The sequence below is a fragment of the Streptomyces sp. NPDC054757 genome (genome assembly GCF_053612185.1).
Map to the genome: position 1 here is coordinate 1 of NZ_JBSHBW010000036.1, position 23,983 is coordinate 23,983.

Annotated in this window: 24 protein-coding genes and 1 pseudogene; 10 read left to right on the plus strand and 15 right to left on the minus strand. The window is 69.2% G+C overall.

The features are described from left to right. Positions 1 to 214: 214 nt before the first annotated feature. From ACWGKJ_RS30395 to ACWGKJ_RS30405, 3 genes and pseudogenes are all read right to left on the minus strand, one after another. Positions 215 to 361: a hypothetical protein gene (locus ACWGKJ_RS30395; protein ID WP_385029139.1), complete on the minus strand. Its 147-nt coding sequence runs from the start codon at positions 359 to 361 to the stop codon at positions 215 to 217. A gap of 146 nt (positions 362 to 507) precedes the next feature. Continuing rightward, a pseudogene (locus ACWGKJ_RS30400) lies at positions 508 to 787 on the minus strand (GDSL-type esterase/lipase family protein); the annotation flags it as partial. Positions 788 to 808: 21 nt separating this feature from the next. Continuing rightward, complete coding sequence (locus ACWGKJ_RS30405; protein ID WP_385029136.1) at positions 809 to 1,375, minus strand: PadR family transcriptional regulator; 567 nt, start codon at positions 1,373 to 1,375, stop codon at positions 809 to 811. A 95-nt stretch (positions 1,376 to 1,470) separates the two neighbouring features. Here ACWGKJ_RS30405 and ACWGKJ_RS30410 point away from each other — a divergent pair, with 95 nt between their 5' ends. Continuing rightward, positions 1,471 to 1,863 (plus strand): nuclear transport factor 2 family protein, encoded by a 393-nt coding sequence (locus tag ACWGKJ_RS30410; protein WP_385029133.1) that lies wholly within the window; start codon positions 1,471 to 1,473, stop codon positions 1,861 to 1,863. A gap of 351 nt (positions 1,864 to 2,214) precedes the next feature. Then, a complete protein-coding gene (locus ACWGKJ_RS30415; RefSeq protein WP_385029130.1) occupies positions 2,215 to 2,481 on the plus strand; it encodes a GlsB/YeaQ/YmgE family stress response membrane protein in 267 nt (88 codons plus the stop codon). A gap of 713 nt (positions 2,482 to 3,194) precedes the next feature. Here the strand turns inward: ACWGKJ_RS30415 and ACWGKJ_RS30420 are convergent. Both ACWGKJ_RS30420 and ACWGKJ_RS30425 read right to left on the minus strand, forming a co-directional pair. Further along, positions 3,195 to 4,001, minus strand: a complete 807-nt coding sequence (locus ACWGKJ_RS30420; RefSeq protein ID WP_385029127.1) for a helix-turn-helix domain-containing protein — start codon at positions 3,999 to 4,001, stop codon at positions 3,195 to 3,197. Continuing rightward, positions 3,994 to 4,563 (minus strand): carboxymuconolactone decarboxylase family protein, encoded by a 570-nt coding sequence (locus ACWGKJ_RS30425; RefSeq protein WP_385029124.1) that lies wholly within the window; start codon positions 4,561 to 4,563, stop codon positions 3,994 to 3,996. The genes ACWGKJ_RS30420 and ACWGKJ_RS30425 overlap by 8 nt, the downstream gene beginning before the upstream one ends. 607 nt (positions 4,564 to 5,170) lie before the next feature. Between ACWGKJ_RS30425 and ACWGKJ_RS30430 the strand changes: the two genes are divergently transcribed. Beyond that, positions 5,171 to 5,716 carry a GNAT family N-acetyltransferase gene (locus tag ACWGKJ_RS30430; RefSeq protein ID WP_385029121.1) on the plus strand — a complete coding sequence of 182 codons (546 nt, stop codon included), beginning with the start codon at positions 5,171 to 5,173 and terminating at the stop codon, positions 5,714 to 5,716. Positions 5,717 to 5,838: 122 nt separating this feature from the next. On the opposite strand, the gene ACWGKJ_RS30435 is transcribed toward ACWGKJ_RS30430, so the two are convergent. Together ACWGKJ_RS30435 and ACWGKJ_RS30440 are read right to left on the minus strand one after the other, a co-directional pair. After that, a complete protein-coding gene (locus tag ACWGKJ_RS30435) occupies positions 5,839 to 6,627 on the minus strand; it encodes a phosphatidylinositol-specific phospholipase C (protein ID WP_385029118.1) in 789 nt (262 codons plus the stop codon). 474 nt (positions 6,628 to 7,101) lie between these two features. Continuing rightward, complete coding sequence (locus tag ACWGKJ_RS30440) at positions 7,102 to 7,632, minus strand: DUF6790 family protein (RefSeq protein ID WP_385029115.1); 531 nt, start codon at positions 7,630 to 7,632, stop codon at positions 7,102 to 7,104. Between the two features lie 57 nt (positions 7,633 to 7,689). On the opposite strand from ACWGKJ_RS30440, the gene ACWGKJ_RS30445 reads away from it, so the two are divergent. Further along, positions 7,690 to 8,121 carry a MarR family winged helix-turn-helix transcriptional regulator gene (locus ACWGKJ_RS30445; RefSeq protein WP_385029112.1) on the plus strand — a complete coding sequence of 144 codons (432 nt, stop codon included), beginning with the start codon at positions 7,690 to 7,692 and terminating at the stop codon, positions 8,119 to 8,121. An 82-nt stretch (positions 8,122 to 8,203) separates the two neighbouring features. On the opposite strand, the gene ACWGKJ_RS30450 is transcribed toward ACWGKJ_RS30445, so the two are convergent. Further along, positions 8,204 to 9,199 (minus strand): GlxA family transcriptional regulator, encoded by a 996-nt coding sequence (locus tag ACWGKJ_RS30450; protein WP_385029142.1) that lies wholly within the window; start codon positions 9,197 to 9,199, stop codon positions 8,204 to 8,206. A 188-nt stretch (positions 9,200 to 9,387) separates the two neighbouring features. Here ACWGKJ_RS30450 and ACWGKJ_RS30455 point away from each other — a divergent pair, with 188 nt between their 5' ends. The 4 genes from ACWGKJ_RS30455 to ACWGKJ_RS30470 all read left to right on the plus strand — a co-directional run bounded on the left by ACWGKJ_RS30455 (position 9,388) and on the right by ACWGKJ_RS30470 (position 13,116). Further along, complete coding sequence (locus ACWGKJ_RS30455) at positions 9,388 to 9,975, plus strand: isochorismatase family protein (protein ID WP_385029108.1); 588 nt, start codon at positions 9,388 to 9,390, stop codon at positions 9,973 to 9,975. Next, a complete protein-coding gene (locus ACWGKJ_RS30460) occupies positions 9,972 to 10,718 on the plus strand; it encodes an isochorismatase family protein (RefSeq protein ID WP_385029104.1) in 747 nt (248 codons plus the stop codon). Before ACWGKJ_RS30455 ends, ACWGKJ_RS30460 begins: the two co-directional genes overlap by 4 nt. A 207-nt stretch (positions 10,719 to 10,925) precedes the next feature. Then, complete coding sequence (locus ACWGKJ_RS30465) at positions 10,926 to 12,062, plus strand: hypothetical protein (RefSeq protein ID WP_385029101.1); 1,137 nt, start codon at positions 10,926 to 10,928, stop codon at positions 12,060 to 12,062. Positions 12,063 to 12,153: 91 nt separating this feature from the next. Further along, complete coding sequence (locus ACWGKJ_RS30470) at positions 12,154 to 13,116, plus strand: phosphotransferase family protein (protein WP_385029098.1); 963 nt, start codon at positions 12,154 to 12,156, stop codon at positions 13,114 to 13,116. A gap of 56 nt (positions 13,117 to 13,172) precedes the next feature. Here ACWGKJ_RS30470 and ACWGKJ_RS30475 read toward each other — a convergent pair whose 3' ends face one another. The 3 genes from ACWGKJ_RS30475 to ACWGKJ_RS30485 all read right to left on the minus strand — a co-directional run bounded on the left by ACWGKJ_RS30475 (position 13,173) and on the right by ACWGKJ_RS30485 (position 17,011). Then, positions 13,173 to 13,637, minus strand: a complete 465-nt coding sequence (locus ACWGKJ_RS30475) for a VOC family protein (protein WP_385029095.1) — start codon at positions 13,635 to 13,637, stop codon at positions 13,173 to 13,175. Positions 13,638 to 14,472: 835 nt separating this feature from the next. Continuing rightward, positions 14,473 to 15,939, minus strand: coding sequence for an amidase (locus tag ACWGKJ_RS30480; RefSeq protein ID WP_385029092.1), 1,467 nt, complete (start codon positions 15,937 to 15,939; stop codon positions 14,473 to 14,475). Between the two features lie 151 nt (positions 15,940 to 16,090). Beyond that, positions 16,091 to 17,011, minus strand: coding sequence for a helix-turn-helix domain-containing protein (locus ACWGKJ_RS30485; RefSeq protein WP_385029089.1), 921 nt, complete (start codon positions 17,009 to 17,011; stop codon positions 16,091 to 16,093). A gap of 136 nt (positions 17,012 to 17,147) precedes the next feature. On the opposite strand from ACWGKJ_RS30485, the gene ACWGKJ_RS30490 reads away from it, so the two are divergent. After that, a complete protein-coding gene (locus ACWGKJ_RS30490; RefSeq protein ID WP_385029086.1) occupies positions 17,148 to 18,065 on the plus strand; it encodes an MBL fold metallo-hydrolase in 918 nt (305 codons plus the stop codon). A 44-nt stretch (positions 18,066 to 18,109) separates the two neighbouring features. Further along, entirely contained in the window at positions 18,110 to 19,564 is a 1,455-nt protein-coding gene (locus tag ACWGKJ_RS30495; protein WP_453315873.1) for a carboxylesterase/lipase family protein, read from the plus strand. Between the two features lie 15 nt (positions 19,565 to 19,579). Here the strand turns inward: ACWGKJ_RS30495 and ACWGKJ_RS30500 are convergent, their stop codons facing one another. From ACWGKJ_RS30500 to ACWGKJ_RS30515, 4 genes are all read right to left on the minus strand, one after another. Next, positions 19,580 to 20,488 (minus strand): class I SAM-dependent methyltransferase, encoded by a 909-nt coding sequence (locus ACWGKJ_RS30500; protein ID WP_385029076.1) that lies wholly within the window; start codon positions 20,486 to 20,488, stop codon positions 19,580 to 19,582. A gap of 163 nt (positions 20,489 to 20,651) precedes the next feature. Further along, a complete protein-coding gene (locus tag ACWGKJ_RS30505) occupies positions 20,652 to 21,755 on the minus strand; it encodes an NAD(P)-dependent alcohol dehydrogenase (RefSeq protein WP_385029073.1) in 1,104 nt (367 codons plus the stop codon). Positions 21,756 to 21,757: 2 nt separating this feature from the next. Continuing rightward, complete coding sequence (locus ACWGKJ_RS30510) at positions 21,758 to 23,164, minus strand: aldehyde dehydrogenase family protein (protein ID WP_385029070.1); 1,407 nt, start codon at positions 23,162 to 23,164, stop codon at positions 21,758 to 21,760. Between the two features lie 8 nt (positions 23,165 to 23,172). After that, complete coding sequence (locus ACWGKJ_RS30515; RefSeq protein WP_385029067.1) at positions 23,173 to 23,955, minus strand: (5-formylfuran-3-yl)methyl phosphate synthase; 783 nt, start codon at positions 23,953 to 23,955, stop codon at positions 23,173 to 23,175. Positions 23,956 to 23,983: the final 28 nt, after the last annotated feature.

A 23,983-nucleotide genomic window follows, 5' to 3' on the forward strand; every position in this document is an offset into this window, starting at 1 on the left:
AAGCGCTACCTAAAGTCCATCCCAGCATCTCTCAGTCATCTGCATCCACACAGGTCAGGCCGATGACGCAGCTTCACCATGAATGAGAACGCACACTGGTGCCAGATGGACCGTCCCTGCGCATGCGGGCTGCACTCCCTGCCCGGCATTGATCTTGGTCAGCATGGGGGCCGTCCCTGCGCGTGCGGGCTGCACCTGACCCTGCCGGCAGCTCTCAGTCCGCGCGGAAGGCGGGCATCGACTCCGGTGTGCGGTCCAGGCGCAGCCGGGTGAGGCGTACCGAGTGCCGCCATCGGCCCCGGTCGATGGCGGCATCGCCCTCGAACTCACCAACGACGTCGGGTTGTACGCAGGATCTCATTCACAGCCCCGAACTATCGGCCCACTCGTTCCTGCCACTGCTCGTTTTGAGGCAACTTCCCCAGGCACCGCAGGGAGTTCGGCCGTCACTCACCGTGCACGGATCACAGAACCTGAGCCAGAACCTCGTTCTCGTGGACAAAACCAATCCAGGTGCCCGGCGGTTTCGTCAGCGTCGAAGGAGGGGCGCATCAGGTTGTTGACCCGGCCACGACAGTCGCCAGGTCTGGGCGCAGGGCGAGCGCGAGCGGCAGCTGCTCGGCGCGCACCTGTCCGGCGAGCCGCCGGCCGCGCACGGCCAGATTGGCGTACCGCATCCCGGGGTCGAGCTCCGCGGGCCGTTCGCGAGGCGGTCGGCGCAGCCGCGCAGACCGGTCGTGTCATCGCCGACGCCGTAGACCTCGGTCTGGCTGTCGACGAGGGCCACGTAGCGCGGGTGGGTAGGTCGTCATCGGCCGGACCTCGCCGTGCGCAGGTCGAGGATCTCCAGAGCGCGCTCGCCCCACCGCAGGTTCTCTTCCTCCAGGGAGATGCCGCGCAGCAGCGTCAGGTAGGGGCCGACCCGCTCGCCGTCCCGCAGGAATTCCTCTTCCGCCATGCCCTGCAGCAGGTGGGTGCGCACGCGCTCGTACCGGGCCAGCTTGCCCGTGGCCCACGCCATGCGCTCCTCGATGTGGGTCCGTACGGCGGCCGTGTCTCCGGCGTCCGCGGCCTGCACCTTCACCATCAGCTCGTCGCGCACGGCGACGGGCCGCGGTTCCTTGGTGGTGAACGCGGCGAGGCTGGCACGCCCGCCGTCGGTGAGCGTGAACAGCCGTTTGTTCGGTCTGCGTTCCTGCGGGACGAGCCGGGCCTCGATCAGGCCGTCGGCGGCGAGTCGCTCCAGCTCGCGGTAGAGCTGCTGGGGCGTCGCGGCCCAGAAGTTGGAGACGGACACATCGAAGATCTTCGCCAGGTCGTAGCCCGAAGCCTCGCCCTCCAGGAGGGCCGCGAGCACCGCGTATTTCAAAGACATCTGGACACCGTACAGTGATGCGATTATTTTCATCCACACCTATTAAACAATTTGCATATGGGTTCAACGGGGCCCGGATCAGGAAAGGTGTCGCCATGCAGGCACTCCGCAAGGCCGTGGAGGCGAACGACCACGAGGCGATCGAGGCGCTGCTCGCCAACGACGTCGTCTTCACCAGCCCAGTCGTCTTCAAGCCGTACCCGGGCAAGGCGATCACGATGGCGATCCTGCGCGCGGTGACCCGCGTCTTCGAGGACTTCCACTACGTCCGGGAGATCAACGACGCGAGCGGGTGCGACCACGTTCTCGTCTTCGAGGCGCGCGTCGGCGACCGCTCGATCAGCGGCGCCGACTTCCTGCACGTGAACGGCGAGGGCCTGATCGACGAGTTCACGGTCATGGTCCGCCCGCTGTCGGCGGCGAACGCCCTGCAAGCGGCTATGGCGGAACAGTTCGACCGGATCTCGAAGGAGGCCGCTCAGGCCTGACGGCGCACAAGCGCTCGGCACCGTCTTCTCCAGCGACGCCGAAAAGCCCTACCAGGTGGAAGAGAGGGCAGTGGAGGAGAGGGGAGAACGCGAGGCGCGTCAGGCCCGCGAGCAGGTCGAACGGGAAGGGAGAGCGTCAGGCAGGGAGATGGTACGGGCGTGGTGGGGCCGGCTGCCGCCACAGCACCGGACCGAGCTGTCCGACGCGCCGCCGGACCTTGGCCGGGTGTGGAGTGCTCCCGAGCGGATACCCGTATGTCGCCGGCCGTCCGCGCGGAGCACCCCGCGGGCAGACCTGGCGAACCCCCGTCGGGCCTTCCCCGGCACCACCTACAGCAAAGGACGCACACCGTGGGCATCATCGCCTGGATTCTCATCGGCCTCATCGCGGGCGCCATCGCCAAGGCACTCACGCCCGGCAAGGACCCGGGCGGCTGCCTCGTCACGATGCTCATCGGTATCGTCGGCGGTCTGCTCGGCGGCTGGCTCGGCAAGGTGATCTTCGGCGTGCACTCCATCAACGGCTTCTTCCACCTCTCGACGTGGATTGCCGCGATCGTCGGCTCGGTGATCGTGCTCCTGCTGTACCGCCTCCTCACCGGGCAGCGTTCGCGCTGACCGCGACCGGCGATCCGCGATCCGCGACCATCCGTAGCCGGATCCCCGGCCCGGGCCCCGTGTCCGGAGACCGCATGCCGGACTCCGTATCCGGACGGCGACCCGGAACGGCGCCGGTCCCGGGATTCACCTCCGCGACCGGGGCCGTTCACCGTTTCCGACGACAGAAAATGGACTGCCGCACGTCGGTCAGCGCGACGCTCCCCACCGGCCTCTGGCACTCGCGGCCGGGGGCCGAGCCGGGGAAGTGACGACGACCGGGCAGTGCGCGGGATCAAGTTGCCGCGTGCGCCCCTCCGCTGGACCTGTGTGCCGACACCATGCTCGGAGCGGGGCAGACTGCTGCCCCGCTCCGATGCAATGCAATGCAATGCAATGCAATGCAATGCAATGCAACTACATGGTGCGGTTGGGCCGGCTGGGCAAGTTCCAACGGCTCGGACGGCGAGCGCTGCCTCAGGGCATCCCGGTCGGCAAGCTCTCTCACGGGCCATAGCGACGGGCCAGTTCTTCCAGCAGCGGCTTCCAGTCCTCCGGCCTCCCGCGTCGGTTCACCGCCTTCCGGGGGGAGAGAGCGGACGCCGTATCCAGGGGGACACCCGAGGCCAGTACTCCAGCCCGACTTTGATGTCTGACCTGGGGAAACGTCGAGCGGTGGGTGTGGAACGGGACGGGTCACGGTCACATGCGGGTTCTGTCCGGCACCCACGAGGTCAGAGCTGCGCCGACTCGGCGAACTGACGTGCATGCAATCGAGTTTCGTCGTTCATCGGGAAGAAGCACTCGATGCGCAGTTCCTGCAGCGTCACGTCCTGCGGTGTCCCGAGCGTTGTCACGGTGGAGAAGAAGTCGAACCGCCGGTCAGCGCGCTTGTACCGGATCGGCACGATCGGCAGCACCGGTGTGGAGGCGTCGAGCGACCGCAGCGAGATCGGCACCCCGGGGTAGTCCAGTACCTCGTCAAGGATCCTCTGGGCGCGCTCATCGGTGACGCCCCCGATCGCCTCCCGGCGCACGCGCCGGACCAGCGCCTCGGCAACCTCCGGCCAGTTCGTTACGTGTCGGCGGACGCCGTCGGGGTGGAACATCCGGCGCAGCACGTTCGCCGGGCCGGGAGCTGTCCTCGCCTGCCCGTGCTGGAGGAAGGCGAAGAAGCGGCGGGCTGCGGTGTTGGTGTGCCGGATGTCCCAGCTGCGGTCCATCACCAGGGCCGGGAAGGGCTCCTGCTGCGCCAGGATGGTATCGAGCGCCTCACGGACGGCGGCGAGCGACGGCGCGTCCAGTTCGGACTCCGGGTATTCGGGCGCGAAACCAGCCTTGAGCAGCAGCGTGTTGCGCTCGCGCAAGGGTACGTCGAGTACCTCGGCGAGCTTGAGGACCATGGCCCGGCTGGGATTCGCGCGGCCGGTCTCGAGGAAGCACAGATGGCGGATCGACACCGCCGCCTCGGCGGCCAGAGCCAGCTGGCTCAACCGCCGGGCGCTCCTCCAGTGTTTCAACAGCGGACCGACCTCAGACACCACTCAAGTATCCCGTGGTCCACGCGTGCGGCTGCACCGCCGCCTCCAGCGGTGGCCGGGCGACGTTCGCCGTGTAGTTCGTCATCGCGGAGATGGCCACCCCGGTGATCACCTCGAACAGCTGCTCCTCACCGAAACCGGCCGCCGTGAAGGCCGCCACGTCCGCTTCATCGAGCCGGCCCCGCTTGTCGATGAAGGCGCGGGTGAGCGCCGACAGCGCCGCCATGCGCGGATCGGTGGGCAGATCGCCACGGCGCAGGGCCTCGACCACGGCCGGATCGACCCCGTCCGCGAGCGCTTCCAGCGTGTGGAAGGCGACTGCCCATTCACTTCCGTTGGCGACCGCATTGGACAGCAGCAGGACCTGCCGTTCGTCCGGACCGAACGTGCCGCCACCGCGGAAGTGCCCGAACGCGGAGAAGAAGGTGTTCAACAACGCCGGTGAGTTCGCCATGAGTCCCGCCGCGGCTGGAACGAACCCGAAGGCCCCCTGCAAGACTGTCAGCGGCTCCTTCGCGGCTTCGGACGCGGTATCGGCGGTGTGAATCCGGTAACTGGTCATGACCAGGAGTCTGCGGCAACCACCACATCGAACCAATTCCCTCGGAGGTAAATACACCCGACCAGCGAGTTCGCCCGGCCCGACAGGTGCAGGCCCACAGCATCGACAACCCCTGGGAAGGATCCGGGGGCCAGGCTGTCGTTGGGCGACGATCGGAGGAAGACTCCGACAGGCCCGTGAAGATCAGGCAGCAGAAACCATCCGCCGTGGCCTCGTACTGCTTCCCGCACGGCTCCCGCCGACAGCCGACTTTCGGGCCTGGGGGGCCGGACCTCTGTCAGGAGGCGGGCACGCAGACGACGCTGGTGGAGGGGCAGTCCACAGCCAGTCCGAGAAGGGTTTGGTGCCCGGCGGTGACGGCAGCCAGATCACAACGGAGCTTGTGCGGGGCGACGGTCGCCTCGGACAGGACGACTGCCTTGCGTGTGTCACATCTGCCCGCCGGGTTGAAGCCCCTGCTCCCGTGCTTGTACAGGGACCGCCGGCATCGGCTGGGGCTGTACCGGCGAGGAGGAGCGCGAGCACACGCGAATCCAGTAAACCGACGACGAATCCCCCGGTTATCCTGCCCTGCCCGCTCCCGGATCCAGAGAGGACCCACCTCCCCATGAGCAGTACCCCCTCATCCTTTCCCGAAGGGATCGAAATCACAGGTGAAGGTCTCGTCCTGCGCGACTGGACAGAATCAGACCTCGCCGCGATGCCGGACCTGTTCGACCATCCCGACATCGCGTACTGGACACCGATCGTCTCACCCTTCGACGACACAGCCGCCCGCGCACGACTGGAACGGGACCGGCAGATGCGGGGCGAGGGCACGACGATCCTGCTCGCCATTACCCTCGATGGCCACAGGCCACTTGGCGAGGTGATGCTTCGGCGCGTGCCCAGAGGCGCAGAAATCGGCTACGTAATCGGGCCGGCGCACCGCGGCCAGGGGCTGGCTGCACGAGCAGTGCGGCTGATGAGTGCATATGCCTTCGATCAACTCGGAGTGGGACAAGTGATCCTGGAATTGGAGGCCGAAAACCACGCGAGCATCGCCGTGGCAACCACGACCGGCTTCAGCCAGCTAGACATTCCGCTGATCAACGGAGAGGAAAAGGGCCGACCGTACAGCCTCCAGACATGGGGCCTCCTACCAGCTACCTGAGCAACACCACCCGGGACCATCACAGACCGAACTCACTCAGGTCCCGGCGAGGACCGGGCAAGGGGCAGGATCCATGGATGAACCTGTCCCAGCACCCAGCACCCAGCACCCAGCACCCAGCATCAGTGCCAGTTCCAGTCGATGAGAGTGCGCAGTGTGTCCGAGTGGAAGTCAGGGAAGTCCATGGGAACGATGCCCAGATGCGTACGGTCCGCCAGGCGGGCATTCAGATAGCTCTGCACCCCGGGCATGATCGCGTCCGCGTTGACCTTGGGCCAGCCACCACCCGCGTAACTGGTGAAGTTGATATACATCAAACCCGAATCCTGGTCCCCGGACACGTTGTCGAACTGTTGGATCACCTTCCCCGTCTTCGCAGACGGGCGCGACAGGCCCTGGTAGATGTCCTGGAGCGAGAACCACTGGTTGGACAGGAAATCGTTGTCCCCGCCGGGCCACTGCAGAATCGGCCAGTCATTGTCGAACTGGGCGATCAGAACAATCCGGCCACGCGCCTCACCGAGCGACGGCACACGGTCCGTCAGGAGAAACGACGGACGCCACCCCTTGGCGTCGAGATACACGTTCAGGACATCCTTGAAACGCGCGCCCACGTCGTTGTCCGTACCACTCTCCTTCTTCAACCGGACCACGACCGTCTCCCCCGGATGCTGTCGCAGGAAGTCCTTGCACTGATCCAGCACTTCATCGAAGGTGATGCCCTGGTAGAACCCCGCGTGGTACATCCCGAACGAGTCGTCGAGATGCCCCTCGAGACCGTTCGCCCGTAGATCCAGAAACCGGATGCCCCGCTGGAGCTGTTCGGTGATCCCCCAGTTCTGGGTGTGTGACCACTCGGTGCCCTTGGCAGGGTCGGTACAGCACGAATCGTGGGTACCCGGGATGGTCATCCGCAGCAGGGACAACCCGTCGGGCAAGCCTCCCATCCAGTCGGCCGGCGCTCCGCTGCCCGCAGGGGCAACGGCCCGACGCAACGGAACCTCAGCCCGTGCGACACCCCCTCCCGATACAAGAACAGCACCCGAAACAGCAGTTGTTGAACGTATGAAGGACCGACGGCTCAGTGTCATAAGACAGGTACTCCCCCACCAGGCCCCATTCGCAACATCTCAAACCAAGAAGTTGCCCTGCCACACGAGTGGTTTCAGGGGACCTGCCTTTCAGTGGACCTGCTGCCCGGCGCTGACCCGGCAGCCCTTGCCGAGGGGCTGGAAACATCCGCCCGAGCCGGCGCACTCCACCGGGAGACCGACTTCTCGCTGGAACGCTCATTCAGTCGGGAGTTCTTGGAGGGGCTTCCCCGCCTCGGAGTACGACGCCGCCTGCCCGGTAAGCAAGATCCGGCAGGCGGAGTCCGGCAGCCGTCAGACTGCCGGACGGCGGGTGGCCCGGCCGTGGCCGGAACCTGTGCGGCGGAGGTCGCGGGCTGCCAGGGCGATCATGACGGCGGGAATGAGGACGTCGTTGGCCAGGATGCCGCCCGTGTTCCCCGCGGCGTGGTCGCCGTGGGCGAACCACTGGTAGACGTGGCCGATCACCGCCCCCCACAGAAACGCGGCGGCCGCCAGCCCGCTCGTGAGGCGCTCGCGCGGCGACGCGGACGCGCCTCGGAAACCCAGCACGGCAAGGCCGAGGTTGGCGAAGGCGATCTCGAACTGGAACGGCGAGTGGGCGAAGCCGATGGTGTCGGCCATGGCCTGCGGGACCGCCAAGAACGACAGCGTGATCCACAGGCTGCCGATGCCGAGGGCGCCGACGGCCCACCAGCGCTGCCAGATTTCCGCCGCCGGCCGGCCCGGGTCGCGGCGGCGGCAGCTCAGCAGCGCTCCGAGAGCGGGCACCAGCATGAAGAGAAGCGGAAACGCGGTCCGCACCGCGTAGGGGAGAGTGTCCATGGCCTTGAGTGTTGCATGGTTAATATTAACGTTGCAAGTATCCGGTAGGGTGAACCCATGGACGAAGGACTGGCAGAACTCCTCTACCGCGTAGTCATGCTGATGAACGACGCAGCCCGGCGCCGCTCCGGCCCCGAACAGCGCCTCACGCCCAGCCAGCTACGGCTCCTTGGCACCCTCGAAGAGATCCAGCCGGCTACCCAGCACGAGCTCGCCGGAGCCCTCTCTCTGTCCGATCCCGCCATCAGCCGCGCCCTGCGCCCGCTGGAGGCGGAAGGCTACGTAACGATCAACACCGACCCCGCCCACCGGCGCCGGCGCCTGGTCTCCCTCACACCGACAGGCCAGAACACCTTCCAGGCCGAAGGCAAACCACTGGAAGAAGAACTCCGGTCCGCCCTTCTCGGGGCAGGCTTTCCCTACGACCGCTATCTCACAGACACCCACCGCCTCGCTGCACTGCTCACACCCCCCGGACCACAGCGCTGAACCCAGCCGCGCCGGATCCCCTTCCCCCGGCCGCCGAGTCCGAGCCGTCCCCCTCGTGCCGTGGCGCCGAAACCGCCCGGTATCACGGTGCCAAGGGCACCCGGAACCGGCGCCGGTACTCCGTCGGTGTCGTGTTCAGGCGGCGCCTGAACGCACGTACCAGCGTGTCCACCGTCCCGAACCCGCAGACGGCGGCGACGCGTTCCAGCGTGGCGTCGGAGGACTCCAGCTCATGGCGGGCCTTCTCCACGCGGACGGACTCGATGTACGCGTGCGGGGTCAGGCCCAGTTCGGTCTTGAACAGGCGGGTGAGGTGCCGGTCGCTCACGTGCGCGTACTCGGCCAGATCGACGACCGTCAGCGGTTCCGCGATGCGGCGCAGGATGTGGTGACGCAGGTCCTCGATACGGCGCGTCGTGGAGACCTGCTCCAGCGGGACGCTGAACTGGCTCTGCCCGCTGGGGCGTTTGAGGTACATCACCAGCTGGCGGGCCACCCGCAGAGCGACCGCCTCACCGAGATCGTCCGCGATCAGCGCCAGCGACAGATCCAGACAGGCACTGATCCCCGCACCCGTCCACACCTGGCCCTCGCGGATGAAGATCGGATCGGCATCGACCCGCACCGCCGGGTGATCGGCGGCCAGTTGTCGCGCGGTCGACCAGTGGGTGGTGGCGCGCTTGCCGTCGAGGAGCCCGGCAGCGGCCAGCAGATGCGCCCCCACACACACGGACGTGACCCGGTGCGCCCGAGCGGCGAGCACCTTCACCCAGGCCACGAGCGCCGGGTCGACCAGCGGATGCACCCGTCCCGCCCCATCGACCTCCACCGCCCCGGGCACGATGAGCGTGTCGATCCCGCCCTCCGCCACCTCCTGGAAAGTGACATCGGGCAGGATGCGTACGCCCGCGCCCGTGGTGACCGGTCCCCTGTTCTCCGCGGCGAGTACGACCTGGTAGCCCGCCGCCTCGTCGGTCTCGCGCAGGGCGAGTGAGAACACCTCCGGCGGGCCGGTGACGTCGAGCAGGTCGACGCCCTCGAAGAGCACGATGACGATCAGCCGCCTGCCCGCACCCATGCCGGTGCCGGTGACTGTGTTTGGCACGGGGCCCCCTGAGTCTGGCCGACAGGCCGCGGTCGGTGTGTCGGTATCTGCATGTTAGACGTCATTGCCGACGTAGCGCTGGGTCCATAGCGTTACTGACGCAGCCCGACGGAACACCCCGGACTGCCTCCCTCCCCCGTAATTCCTAAGGCGGTACACCCATGTCCCGAACCACGCTGCGCGAGCTCAACGGCTTCGACCAGGCGCCCGCGAAGCTGGCCGGCTCGACGCTGATCCTCATCGACTTCCAGAACACCTACACCCAGGGAGTCATGGAACTCGACGGCTGGGAGAAGTCCCTCGACGCCGCCGCGCAGCTGCTGGCACGGGCCCGCGAGGCCGGCACCAAGGTCGTGCACGTCATCAACGACGGTGGCGAGGGCACCCCGTACGACATCCGAGCCGAGATCGGCCGGATCCACCCCCGGGTCGCGCCCTTCGAGGACGAACCCGTCGTCGTGAAGCAGGCCCCGAACGCCTTCGTCGGCACCGACCTGGACACCCACCTCAAGGAGGGCCAGGACGTCATCATCGCGGGCTGGATGACCCACATGTGCGTGACGTTCACCGCCCAAGGCGCATTCCTGAACGGCAACCGTCCCACCGTCGTCGCCGAGGCCACCGCCACTCGCTCACTTCCGGTCGCGGGCACCGACCTCGACGCCTGCCAGGTCCACTACAGCGCCCTCGCCACCATCGCGGACCTGTACGGAGTCGTGGTCGCGACGCAGAAGGAGATCACCCGATGAAGCCCAAGCTGCTCCGCCCGGCCGCCGCACTGGGCGCGGCCACCGTCCTCGCCGCCACCATGACAGCGTGCGGCGGAAGCTCCGAAGCCGCCACCCGCGCCGACGGCCACGGCCGGCACGACCAGAGCAGCCCCCGGAAGAGCCACGAGAAGGACTACGCCAAGGACACGACCACGCTGCGGCAGCTGACGAAACAGGACGAGACCCCGGCGAAGCTCTCGGACGCCACGCTGGTCCTGGTCGACTATCAGAACGTCTACACCGGGGGCACGATGGAGCTCACCGGCTGGCGCGAAGCGGTCAAGAACACCAAGGCTCTCCTCGACCGGGCCCGCAAGGCGCACACCCCGGTCATCCACATCGTGGAGAAGGGCTACGACCTCAAGTCGAAAGCGGGCCGGATCATCCCCGCACTCAAGCCGGCCAAGGGCGAGACCGTCGTCGAGAAGGCCGTCCCCAACGGTTTCCACGACACGAACCTCAACGCGGAACTCAAGAGGACCGGCCGCAAGAACGTCATCATCGCCGGCTTCATGACCCACATGTGCACCCTGTTCACCACCGAGGGCGCCGTCTACAACGGCTACCGCCCGACCGTGATCGGCGACGCTTCGGCGACCCGCCCTCTCCCCCTCAAGGGCAACCCCCGCGGCATCCCCGCCGCCCAGGTGCACGAGGCCGCGCTCGCCACCGTCCAGGACCGCTTCGGCGTCGTGGTGCCCAAGCAACGCGATCTCAAGTAACGCGATCTCAAGTAACGCCCAGCCCTCTGTACGCGGTGGGGAGGGAACTCGCACGCTCTCTCCCCACGGCACCCCTCGCCCCCCAATTCCCCCCGTTCCCCCCATCCCCCCCATCCCCCCCATCCCCCCAACTGAAGGTTCCCCCATGTCTCAGAGCCCCCCGCACTCCAGCAATCCGTACTCGATATCCCCATGGAGAAAACGAAGATGGCTACGCGCAGAGGATTCATAGGCAGCGCTACGGGAGTCGGAACTGCCGCCCTGCTCGGCTACTCGGCAGCCCCGAGTGCCGCGAACACCTCGACGGCGGGCACCGTGACCACCGCTGCGGTCACCCAGGAGCAGGCCCGCGAGTCGATGTTCGTCGTCAACGCGGGCATGCGCACCAACTACGCGACGCTGAAAGCCGAGTTGATCAAGCATCTCTCCCCGGTGGTCGTCGTGCAGAACGACGCCAAGGGCGGCCGGTTCACGCTTGTCACCAAAGACGGGCAGGAGTCCGTCAACCCGGTGGCCCAGACCTTCGAGCTGGCGAAGTCCATCGCCCACACCCCGCTCGGCGTCTTCTCGGTGATCGCCTCATACCTCGCGGACAAGATCCCGAACCTGCCGAACGCGGAGCGCATCGACCCGCACGACCTGATGATGGTCGCCTACAACGACGACACGTCCACCGCGTGGATCGAGCCGCTGAAGGCGTACGCCGCCAAGCTCTCCACCGCCCGCCAGAACCTGCCGTCCGCCGGACTGCCGGCCGCGTTGCAGACGTCATGCGCCGCGATCCTCGACGGCGCCCTGGCGTTCATCAAGGCATCGGTCGCCGCGAAGCACTTCGACATGGCGTCGTTCGAGCAGTTCTCCGCCAGCGTCTACCCGGCCATCCGCACCAACATGGAACATGCCTCACAGGCCCAGATCAAGGGCGTGCAGGACACCATGAAGACCTGGCGTGCCAAGGTCGGCGAGACGGCCTGGGCCGATCTGTACTGCGTGGTGATCTCACAGTGGACCACCAGCGTGCTCAACCAGAACACCATCATCATCAAGGACTGCATGAACGCGGCGAAGGTCGCCACCCACCTGATCGACCTGCCCGGCCTGGAGCCGCCGGCGGACCCGGTCTTCACCGCGCTCGACAATCTGGCCCGCATCGTGCAGGACAACATCGCGGCGGAGATGGTCTTCCCGAAGGACACCGGCGTCGCCGACGCCCTCAAGGGCCAGCAGGATCTCCTCTCCGACGAGATCCTCAACCAGCTCGGCAGCAAGAACGTGACGACGGCGCAGGCGGCCCCGCAGTACAACACGGTTGCCTCCCCGGGGGTGTGCCCCGTCCGGAAGTAGCCGCAGCCCCGGAGACCCGCCCCGTCGGCTCCCCCCGCCCCCGCAGAAAAGGCCTTTGCGCGGGCCGCCGCCCCGATGGTGAGGTGGCGGGATGACCCACCACGATGAGGCGGCCGCCGTCCGCCCGGAAACCCTGGCCTGGGCGAACCGGCACCTGGAGACCGGCGAGCGGATCGTCCGAGCCGAGCCTCTGCACGGCGGCATCACAGCCGACGTGCGGAGGCTGACCATCACCACGCGCAGCGGAGCCACCCGTCACCTGGTCCTGCGGAGCTTCACCGACCCGGGCTCCGTGCAGCACGCCGTGGACTGGCTGGGGCGGGAGGCCGGCGCCCTGACCCTGCTCACCGGGACCGATGTGCCGGCTCCCGGACTGGTCGCGGTCGATTCGAGCGCAGCGCACTGTGCGTATCCCTCGCTCCTGATGACCCATCTGGCAGGCCGCACGGTCCTGGGCGACGAGGGACTGGAGACCCGCATCCCCCGGCTGGCCCGCCAGCTCGTGGCGATCCATGCGCTACGTCCCGCCGAACCGCCCCCCGAGTACGTGGCGTTGACGACCGCCGACACCGTCGTCGTTCCCAGGGGCGCCGACGCGAGGCTATGGGCTGCGGCGATCGACGTGATCCGCAAGCCCGCGCCGCCGTACGAAGGGCGGTTCCTGCACCGGGACTTCCAGCCCGGCAACGTGCTGTTCGAGCAGCCGACCTCACCCTCGGCCGATGCCCCGATCACCGGGGTCGTCGACTGGGCGGCGGCCTCCTGGGGCCCGGTGGATCTCGATGTGGCGCACTGCTCGACCGTTCTCGCACTGCTGCACGGCCCCGCGTGGGGTCTGCGGTTCACCGAGGCGTACGAGGAGGCCGGCGGGGTACTGGCCGCAGCGCGGGGCGACCGGCTGTACTGGCAGGTACGGGACGCGCTGGCAAGCTCGGAAGAAGTGCGGCAGGTGGCGCGGCCGTGGCAGGAGGCCGGCAGGACAGAGCTGACGACGCGGGCACTGGAGGAACGGCTCGACGCCTACATCACTGCCCTCATGGACACACTGGGCTGAGCCCACAAGCTCACCCCGGCGTCGATTGCCGACTGGCCAAGACCGCCGCCCGCTGCTCAATCGTGTGCCGCTCCGGGCTCGGGAGCGGGGTCAGCATAGATACCACGGAGCATGCCAGTGGCCTGCCCCAGCTCGATCAGATAGCCGTCAGGGTCACGGAGATAACAGCGAATCTCCGCTTTCCGGTCAATCGGCTCGGTAATGAAATCCGCCCCCCTCGCGCTCCACTCCTCATAAACAGCCTGAATGTCAGCCACACGAATATTGAGAAAACATGTCGCAGCACTCCGGTCATCCGGCGGATGCAGAGTAATCCCGGGCTTGTCCGGAGTGGGACCACCACCCGGATTCATGATGAGCCAGCTGTTCGCAAGCCGGACGGTGCACGGGTTCTCGGCCAGTACCAGTTCTCCGCCCAAGACCTCGGTGTAGAAGGTCCGTGAGCGGGGCACGTCAGCGACGGTGAGGAAGTAGCTGAGAAGCATTCCGGACTCGGGGGCGGGGAAACTTTCCTCAGGCATCGGGCAGACCTTCCTCTGGGAGTGGCGTCTATCGGTCGGCTGGTGTGTGCGGCCCGTGAGCGGCGGCCCTCTTCCCGGCCGGTCCACAGAGATCGAACAGCGGAGGTGGTCGGCCCCTGCGGGCTGGGGTAGAGAGTCACCGGCCACCAGTGGTGGAGAACGGGTGTGTGCCAGTCGTAACTTGCCGACGTTCTGGGCCCGCACGTGCAGCGCCTCCCGGGTACCTCCGGTATCTCCCCAGTCCTCGACGCGTAACCGGGACCAGGGGGGTGCGGCTTACTGGGTTTGCCTGGTGTCCATATCGGCAGTCCCTTTGCTCTGCGGTGTCGGACACCTCAGGGCGTGACCGATCTTCCGTGGCGCCCCCGTCGTCCGAGCCGGACATCGCCTGCGGTGCGGCAGCTCCGCCTGTGCAGCCCGCTCGATTCCCCGCGCCGACGACCTTCCGCGGGCCGACCGGCCGGGCCATCGGACGGCAGAGGGAGGGGGGATCCACTGCTCACCATGCTGCGCACCGTCCGGCTCCCCCGCAACTTCGATATGGGGATCGCGGGCCGTCACTTACCTCTGTCTCCATTCGCGCCGCCATGACGCACATCCCGCGGCCCATAGCCGGCGCCCCGCTTCCGGGGCCGCCGGCTGCCGGCGAAGGACGGCCGGGGTGTGGCGTTGTGGGCCATCCTGGCCGGCCGGCTTCTGCTCCTCATTTGTCTGCCGGCGGTTCTCGCCTATTTCGGGCTCATGGTCGGACTGGCGTTGACGAGTACAGCCTGGTGATGTCCCGGGCGCATCGCGGCAGAGTGGAGAACACGCTGCCCGCCAGGCACGGTCCTGGTCAGGGCCGGGCAGCCGGCCCCGGTGCCTGGAATCCTCCGATCCTCTCTTCGAGCAGTTCGCCAAGGCGCAGCGGGGTGCGGTCCTCGTGCATCGGGCCGACGAGCTGCACTCCCACCGGGAGTCCCCCGGGAGACACGCCCGTCGGTATGGCGGTGGCGGGCAGGCCGGGCATGGTGGGCAGACCGGCCCAGACGAGCTGGTCGAAGTACGGGTAATCGACGCCGTCGATGTCGATCCGGCGTTTGTCCACTGCGGGGTTGTGGTCGTGCGGGAAGGCGGGGGTGGGCGTGACGGGACACACCACGGCGTCGAACTCGGTGAAGAGCCGCCGCCAGGCCTGCCGGTGGAGTTCGCGGCGGCTGTCCGCCTGGAGCCAGTCGTGGTGGGTGAAGACCATGGCCCGCTGCCGTGCGGCTTCCAGGCTCCGGTCGTCGGCGCTCAGTGCGGCGGCCCTGGCCCGCAGCTGCTCGTACGAGCCGACGGGAAAGCGTGCGACGGAGCTTGAGAACAGCAACTGTGTATAGAGGACGGCGGCTTCGGCCAGGTCTGGCAGGAGCGGACTCCGCCGCTCCACACGTGCGCCGCCGTCCAGGAGCGCGTCGGCCACCCGGTTCACGCCCGCCTGCACAGCGGACCCGGTCGGGATCAACGGGTGCTGGTCGAGGACCAGGACCCGGAAGCCGTGGAGCTGGTCGTGACGTGCGGGTGGCAGTCTCACCTCGTGTGCCACACCGAGCGTCAGGGGGTCCGGTCCGGCCATGACATCGAGCAGAAGCGTGAGGTCGCGGGCGCTGCGTGCCATCGGGCCGACGACGGCGAGGTCGAGGTCGGCCGGCAGCGCCGGCGTGCCGGGGGGCGTCATGCCGCGGGGCGCCGCCAGGCCGAGCGTCGGCTTGTGGGCGTAGATGCCGCAGAAGTGCGCGGGGGTGCGCAACGAGCCTGCGAGGTCGGAGCCGATGGACAGGGCGCCGAATCCGGACGCCAGGGCCGCCGCCGATCCACCGGACGAGCCGCCCGGCGTACGACTGTGATCCCACGGGTTGTTGGTGGTCCCGTACATGTCGTTGAAGCTCTGTATGTCCTGCAGCCCAAAAGGCACATTGGTCTTGCCGAGCACCACCGCGCCCGCGTTCCTGAGCCGGGACACCTGCACCGCGTCCTCGGCCGGCAGATGGCCGCGGTGGGGCGGCATGCCCCAGGTCGTGGGCAGCCCGGCGATGTTGTAGCACTCCTTGACCGTTACCGGGATACCGAGCAGGGGCCGGTCCTCACCGCGGGCGCGGGCCCGGTCGGCGCGGCTCGCGGCCTCCCGTGCACGGTCGAAGTCCGGCACGCAGATCGCGTTGACCGCTTTGTCCTCCCGCTCGATACGGGCGATCGCCTGGTCGGTCAGTTCTTCCGAGGTCACTTCACCGGCACGCAGGGCGGTCGTGAGTTCTTCGGCCGTCCGAAAATTCCTATCCATGAATCCGACCGTAGCGACCCCTTCGAGAGGTCACGAAATACCTTTTTCCACAATGGGCTTCGGGGACTGACTGTCCCTGACTGCCCGTGGGTTGGGGTTGTCGTGGGCCGTTGAGGGCTCCGTGGTCATCGTGCGGTTTCACCGCACTGCCTCAGTCCTGCCGGGCCGCCCTCGCGGTGGCGACGGCGCCCGGGCCGTCGTTGTCCGTGTGCGGGGCCCGGCTGCCGCTCATCTGCCGGAGCAGCGTGAGGGCCTGGCCGGACGAGGATCCGGCGGGGGTGGTGCACACGATGAGCATCTGGTCCGGTGAACGGGCGATGGAGAGTGTCTGCTGTGTGACCGTCACCCTGCCGACGACGGGGTGGTGCAGCTCGTAGGAGGCGGCGTCGCAGGGCGTCACCCGGTGGTCCGCCCACAGGGCGACGAACTCCGGGCTCTTCATGGTCAGTTCGCCGATCAGCTCCGCGAGCAGCGGGTCGTCCGGGTGTCTGCCGACGGCGATGCGCAGGTTGCCGACCACTGCGCGGGCCTTGGGCTTCCAGTTCGCGTACAGCTCCCGGCAGTGCGGGTCCAGGAACAGCATGCGGGTCATGTTCGGGCGCCGCGCCGGGTCCTGCGGGCCGAGCGGGTCCAGGTGGCCGGCCAGCAGGGCGTGGCCCAGGGTGTTCCAGGCCAGTACGTCCGTACGGCGGCCGAGCACGAGCGCCGGGACGCCGTCGACGGCGCGGAGGAGGTCGCGGGTTTCGCCGGCGAGCCTCTCGGGGCGCGGGCGGCGCACCCGGGGCGTGTGGCGGGCGGCGCCGGCGAGCCGGCCGACGTGCTCGCGCTCATGGTCGTCGAGCAGCAGAGCGCGGGCGATCGCGTCGAGTACCTCGGCCGAGGCCCCGCGGGACAGGCCCTGCTCCAGCCGTGTGTAGTACGAGACGCTGACGCCGGCCAGTTGGGCCAGTTCCTCGCGCCGGAGTCCGGCCACCCGTCTGCGGGGCCCGAGGTCGCGCAGGCCGACATCCGCGGGGCGCAGCCGCGCCCGCCGGGCTTGGAGGAAGACGCCGAGTGGGCCGGGATCGCTCATGACCCCAGTATTCGTGCGCGGCCGGATCCCGGCCACACCCTGCGAGGGGTAGGACAAGCCGGGAGTGGTGCGTGGCGGTCCGCGGTCCCAGGCTCGGTCTCATTCGGTCACATCCCCCGGACCCGAGGACAGACGTATGGATCAGAACCCGGAGCAGCTCATCCTTGGCGACGTCACCGTCACCCGTATCAAGGAGTTCTACGGCCCGGTCGGGATGTCCCCGGCACAGTTCTTCCCGGACAGCTCCCACAGTTCGTGGGAGGGGAACCTCGACTGGCTGGCACCCGACTTCTGGCACCCGGCGACGGACGAGTGCCATTCGGCGATCCAGTCCTGGCTGCTGCGCAGCGAGGGGCGCACCATTCTTGTCGATACCGGTGTGGGCAACCACAAGGACCGCCCCTACGCACTGGTGTGGAGCCGGCTGGACACGGACTACCTCGGCCGGCTCGCCGCTGCCGGGCTGCGGCCCGAGGACATCGACATTGTGATCAACACCCATCTGCATGTCGATCATGTCGGCTGGAACACCCGCCTCGACGGCCGGGACTGGGTGCCGACCTTCCCCAACGCCACGTATCTGATGAACCGTCGGGACTTCGACTTCTGGAACCCGGCCAACGAGAACACGTCCGTACTGGGCCGCGGGAACCAGAACGTCTTCGAGGACAGTGTCACACCCGTCCACCGGGCGGGACTCACCCGGCTGTGGGAGGAGACGTACCGGATCGACAAGAACCTGCGTCTTGATCTCGCTCCCGGGCACACCCCCGGCTCGTCCGTGCTCACCCTGCGCTCCGGCAGCGACCGGGCCCTTTTCGTCGGAGATCTCGTGCATACCGCGCTGCAGATCGCCGAGCCCGGGACCAACTCCTGCTTCTGTGAGGATCCGGCACAGTCCCGGGCCACCCGGCACCGGCTGCTCGGAAATGCCGCCGACGACAACGCGCTGGTCTTCCCCGCGCACTTCGGCGGCCACGGCGCCGCGCAGGTCGCCCGCGACGGGTCGAGGTTCACGGTCAAGGAGTGGGCCGCCTTCTCCCGTATGTCCTGATCCCGCCACCCGAGAGGTCCCCCACCCGAGAGGAAGAGTCTCCCGTGCTCCAGCAGACAGAACCGTTGGCCGAAACCCCCGCGGGCACCGTGCGCGGCGTCCGTGACGGATCCGGTGAGCGCTACCGCGCCCTCCCCTACGCTGCGGCGCCGACCGGCGCCGGCCGTTTCGCACCGCCGGACCCCCACCCGGGCTGGGCCGGTGTACGGGACGCCACGCGGCCCGCGCCCACGGCTCCGCAGCCGTCCCGCGACTTCGGCCGGCTCGACATGTCCCCCTACTTCGGTCCGGGCTGGGTGCCCGGCGACGAGTACCTGACCGTCGATGTGCACACGCCTGCCGCTGACGGCGCCAGACGCCCCGTCATGGTCTTCGTGCACGGTGGCGGGTTCGTCACCGGGTCGAGCCGCGCCGCGCTCCACGACGGCAGCGCCTTCGTCCGCGACGGCGTCGTGCTGGTGACGGTGAACTACCGACTCGGCATCCCCGGGTTCCTCGATCTGGCGGGTGCCCCGCCCAACCGCGGGCTGCTCGATGTGCTCGCCGCGCTCAGCTGGGTGCAGGCGACGATCGCGGTGTTCGGCGGCGACCCCGGCAACGTCACGGTCTTCGGCCAGTCGGCGGGCGCCACGCTCACCGGCGCGCTGCTCGCGGCACCGGAGGCAGGCGGCCTGTTCCGCCGGGCGGTCATGCAGAGTGGCACCGGCACCGGTGCGTTCACCCCGGAGCAGGCGGGGCGGGTGACCGCCGCGGCGGCGGCCGCGCTGGGCGTCGAGCCGACCGCCGAAGCGTTCGCCCCGGTCCCGGACGAGCACTTCCTCGCGGTCCTGCCCGCACTGGCCGGCCTCGATCTGCGCACCCGTACCGCGACGGACCCGCTGGCCGGGCTCAGCCCGTTCGGCCTGGTCCTGCCCGCCCAGCCGGCCGACAGCCTCGCCGACGGTCCGGCCGCCGGCGTCGATCTGCTCATCGGCACCAACTCCGCAGAGGGGCACCTGTACGTCGTACCGCAGGGCGGCCTGGAGTCCACCACGGAGGCCGACCTGTCCGCCCTCGCCGCCCGGGTCCATCCGGACCCGGATGCCGCCCTCGCCGCGCACCGCACGGCGCGGCCGGAAGCGACACCGGGCGAGCTGCGCTCCGCGATGCTCGGGGAGGTGCTGTTCACGGCCGGTACGGCGCGCATGGCTCGGGCCCACGCACGGATCTCGGGCGGCCGTACGCACCTCTACGAGTTCGGATACGGCTCGACAGCCCTGGACGGGCGCCTTGGCGCTGCCCATACCGTTGAGCTGCCCTTCGTGTTCGACATCGCCGACGCACCCTGGCTGCACGGCCAGTCCCGCCTGCTCGGCCCCGACCCCGCTCCTGCGGGACTCGCAGCCCGGGTGCACGGGGCCTGGGCGGCGTTCGCCCGCACCGGCAGTCCGGGCTGGGCTCCCTTCGATCTACGGCGGCCCACAGCGGAGTTCCTCGGCAGCCCCCGCCCGGAAGGGTGAGGGGTCCGCCGCCCGCTACCGCCGGGGCTTGTCCGCGAACACCCAACGGTTGCCTGCCAGGGCGTCGTTCTCCTCGGGCAGCGGTCCGCGTCCGTGACGGCGGGTGAAGTCGAAGGGGGTGTGGACCGATACGGACCAGCCTCTGCCCGTCAGATCACCGGCGGAGTCGGGTCGCGGCTGCCTGTCGAAGAGGTTGAGCAGGTCGATGCCAATCTGCTGGGCCGTCGCCGTGTAGAGGGGGCTGTCCCGGTATTCCAGCAGGTCCTTGTCGAGCTTGACCTCGAATGCCAGGGCGCTCCCCTGCGCGCTCAGTCGGGCCACCCTGTCGATGAGGTCGGTCTCGACGGCGGCCGGCAGGTAGAACATCAGCCCCTCGGCGAGCCACACGCTCGGCGCGGCCGGGTCGAAGCCCGCGTCGGCCAGGGCTCCGGCCCAGTCGGCGCGCAGATCGACCGGGACGGGGACCCGGCCCGCCTTCGGGGCGGCCGACAGTCCGTCGAGCACCTTGTGCTTGAACGCCAGTACGCCTTCCCGGTCGATCTCGTAGATCACGGAGCCGGGAGGCCAGTCGAGCCGGTACGCCCGCGAATCCAGCCCCGCGCCGAGCAGGACCACCTGTCGGGCGCCTCCGGTGTGCACGGAGCTGAGGAGAAAGTCGTCGAGGACCCTTGTCCGCAGACCGAAGTAGCGTGCGAACCGTCCCCACAGCGGGTTCGTGTCCCCTCCCGCGACCTGCTGGATACGGACCGGCCAGCCGGCGCACGCCGGCGCGGCGAGCACGAAGTGCTCGGCGTAGACGTCCTGGGCCAGGGTGTCGTGGCGGTGGGTCTCGATCGCCCGTGCCGCCGCGACCAGAAGAGCGGTCAGACCCACGCCTCCTTCCACGCCTTCCACACCGGTGTTGCGCTGCGTTGTGCCGACCACGTGTCCTCCTTCGGGCGGGCTGGGACCACCAACGGTGAGCTGTACGGGATGGGGCGGCGGCGAACTGCGGACGGTGGACGCGCGAGGCCGCAGCCGGGGGTGTGCTGTTCGGCGCGGAGCGCCCGACGGGGCGGCCGGCGACCGACGGGGCCGTACGCCTCACTCATCCGCTCTTTCCTTCGGGGATCAGGACGGGTTTGACCACACGGCCCGCTTCGCAGTCGCGTTCGGCCTCGTTGACGGCGGCGAGCGGATACGTACGGATCAGTTCGTCGAAGGGGAACCGTCCGGCCTGCCACAGCCGGGTCAGCCGTGGAATCAGCAGTCCCGGCACCGCGTCCCCCTCACAGATGTGGGAGATCCTCCTGCCCCGGTCGAGTGCCCCGGGTTCGAGCGGCAGCACGGTACGGAGCCGGGCCACGAGACCGAGATGGCCGGTCGGGCGCAGGGCCAGCAGCGCGTCGTTGATCAGCCGGGCGGATGCGGTGGTGTCGAGGGCGTACTGGGCGCCGCCGTCGGTCAGCCGCCGGATGCGGCCGGGCAGGTCGGCCGATGCAGCGTGCAGCGGGACGGCGCCGAACCGTTCGGCGAACGCCAGCCGTTCGGGGTGCCGGTCGACGGCGACCGTCACTGCTCCGGCGGCGCCCGCCGCCATCACCGCGGCCAGGCCCACCGCTCCCGCGCCGAGGACGACGAGGGTGTCGCCGGGCCCGGCGCCGAAGGAGTTGAAGACCGCTCCGGCGCCGGTGAGGAAGCCGCAGCCGAGCGGTCCGAGCAGTTCGACGGGGAGCGCGGGGTCGGCCCTGACGGCGTTGCGGGCCGGGACGACCGCGTACTCGGCGAACGAGGACTGACCGAACCACCGGGGGGCCAGTTCGCCCCCGGCCGCGTCGGTGAACCGTGCGGCGTTCTCCTTGCGGCCCGCGAAGAGGTTCAGCGCGGCGAAGGAGTCACAGTGAGCGGGGGCCGCGTCCATACAGTTACGGCAGTGGCCGCAGGAGTCGAAACTCAGCACGACATGGTCGCCGGTGCTCAGACCGGTGTGCGGGCCGCCCGTCTCCACCACGGTCCCGGCCCCTTCATGGCCGAGCACCGCGGGCAGCGGCGAGCGGCCGGACGAGCCGCGGACGGCGAGATCGGTCCGGCACATCCCGCAGCCCGCGATCCTGACCAGGACCTCGTCCTCGGCCGGTCCCGAGTGGAGGATCACCTCCTCGACGGTGAACGGGCTCTCGTACGCGCGCAGTACGGCCGCGCCGAATCTCATCGTCACGCCTCCTCCGGGCGGTGCACGACGAAGGGTCTGAGGTTTCCGTACAGCCCCCAGGGCCCGCCCGCGACGCCGACGCCGCTCTCCTTGATGCCCGCGAAGGGCTGGGCGAGGGAGAGTTCGGCGTGGTGGTTGATCCAGGCTGTTCCGCACTCCAGCCGGTCGGCCACCGCTGCGGCCCGGTCGAGGTCGGTGCCCCATACCGAGCCGCCCAGTCCGAAGCCGGTGTCATTGGCCGCCTCGACGGCTTCGTCGAGGTTCCCGTACGGCAGCACCGGCAGTACGGGCCCGAACTGTTCCTCCGTCACCACCGGGCTGTCGGGTGGTACATCGGCCAGGATCGTCGGGGCGAAGAAGTACCCGGGCCGGTCCAGCCGGTGGCCCCCCGCGACGGCTCGGGCACCGGCTGTCAGGGCCTGCGCCGTGCAGGTCTCGACCCGGGCCAGCTGGGGGGCGTTGTTGACCGGGCCCAGCTGGGTGTCCGGGGCGAGGCCCGCTCCGACCGCGACGGTCTTCGCGCGCTCCGCGAGGGCCTCGATCACCCGGGGGTAGAGGCGGGCCGGGGCGTAGACGCGCTTGACCGCCATGCAGACCTGGCCGCAGTTGCGGAACGCCGCCCAGAACAGCCGGTCCGCGATCGACTCGACGTCCACGTCGTCGAGCAGGACGGCCGCGTCGTTTCCGCCGAGCTCCAGGGTGACGCGGGCGAGCGAGGCCGCCGCGCCGCCCGCAACGGCCCGGCCGGTGGGGACCGAGCCGGTGAAGGTGACATGGCGGATCCCCGGATGGGACACGAGACGTGCGCCGAGTGGTTCGTGACCGGTGACGACCGTCAGTACGCCGTCGGGGAGGACGGCGGAGATGACGGAACCCAGCAGCCGGGTGGCGAGAGGGGTGTACGGAGAGGGTTTGAGCACCACCGTGTTGCCGGCGGCGAGCGCGGGCGCGAACTTCGCGGCAGCGAGTTGCAGGGGAAAGTTCCAGGGGACGATGGCCGCGACGGGCCCGAGCGGTCGCCAGCGGATCTCGCCGCGCACCGGCCGTCCGTCGGTGATCGGCTGGGGCCCGGGGCCTTCGAGCCCGGCGAAGTAGCGCAGCCGGGCCGCTGTCCGGGCGATCTCCGCGTACGACTCGGCCAGGGGTTTGCCCTGTTCACGGGTGAGCAGGGGAGCGAGGTCCGCACCGGCCGCCTCCACGGCGTCGGCTGCCGCGCGCAGCGCGACCGTACGGGCGGCGGGGTCGGACCGCCAGCCGCGCCAGGCCTCGTGGGCTCGGCCCACGACGGCGTCCAACGCGTCAGGCCGCTGGTCGGGAGCCTCGTCGAAAGGCTCGCCCGTTGCCGGGTCGAGGACGGCGAAACGCTCGCCGGGGGGCGCGGGCGCGGGCCCGGGGTGATGTATCGGCATACCGGCGCTCAGCTCGCGGCGGTGACGGGGGCCGTGTGTTCCCGGGCGTGCCGGTCCATCTCCGCCCGGAAGGCGGCCACCAGGTGCGGCTGGATCCTTCCGGCGTTGCGGTCACCCCCCTCGCAGACCGCCCCACGCACCCCCACGATGTCCGTGCCGATGCGGTGGAGTACGCCGAGGTCCTCGGCCTTGACGCTGCCCGCGAGGGCGGCGAGCAGACCGGCTTCATGGGCCCGCCCGACGAACTCGCCGCAGATGTCGGGTGGAACGTGGTCGAACAGCCGGGTTCCGTCCTTGACGGCGGTGTCGAGCATCGCCGCGTCGGAGCCGGAGCGCAGGGCTATGTCGGGCAGTGCGAGCGGGTTGACGCATCCGATCCGGTGGGCGTCGGCGTATCCGGAGGCGACAACGAAGGCGTCGGGCCGGTATTCCTTCACCGCCCGCACCACTCCCCTCATGACGTCGACGGCCTGATCAGGGGTCGTGCATCCGTAGAGGCCGACCTTGATGTAGGTGGCTCCGGAGACAGCCGCGCCGAGTGCCGCCTGGGCCACTGTGCCCGGCTTGTACGGCACGTCTCCCACGGTGGCGGAGACCGGTTTGTCCGCCGGGACCGCGTCGCGGATCTCTCTGATGACCCACGGGTAGTTCGCGCCGAGCGAGCCCTCGTCGGGTTTCTTGACGTCGACGATGTCGAGATGTTCCGCCGCCTTCGCGCAGTCGAGGGCCTCTTCGACGCTGTCCGGGGAGATGAGAAGTAGCAACGTGGACTCCTTCCGCCGCGTGGTCATCTGCCGGGGGCAGATGCGCGGAGTCGCC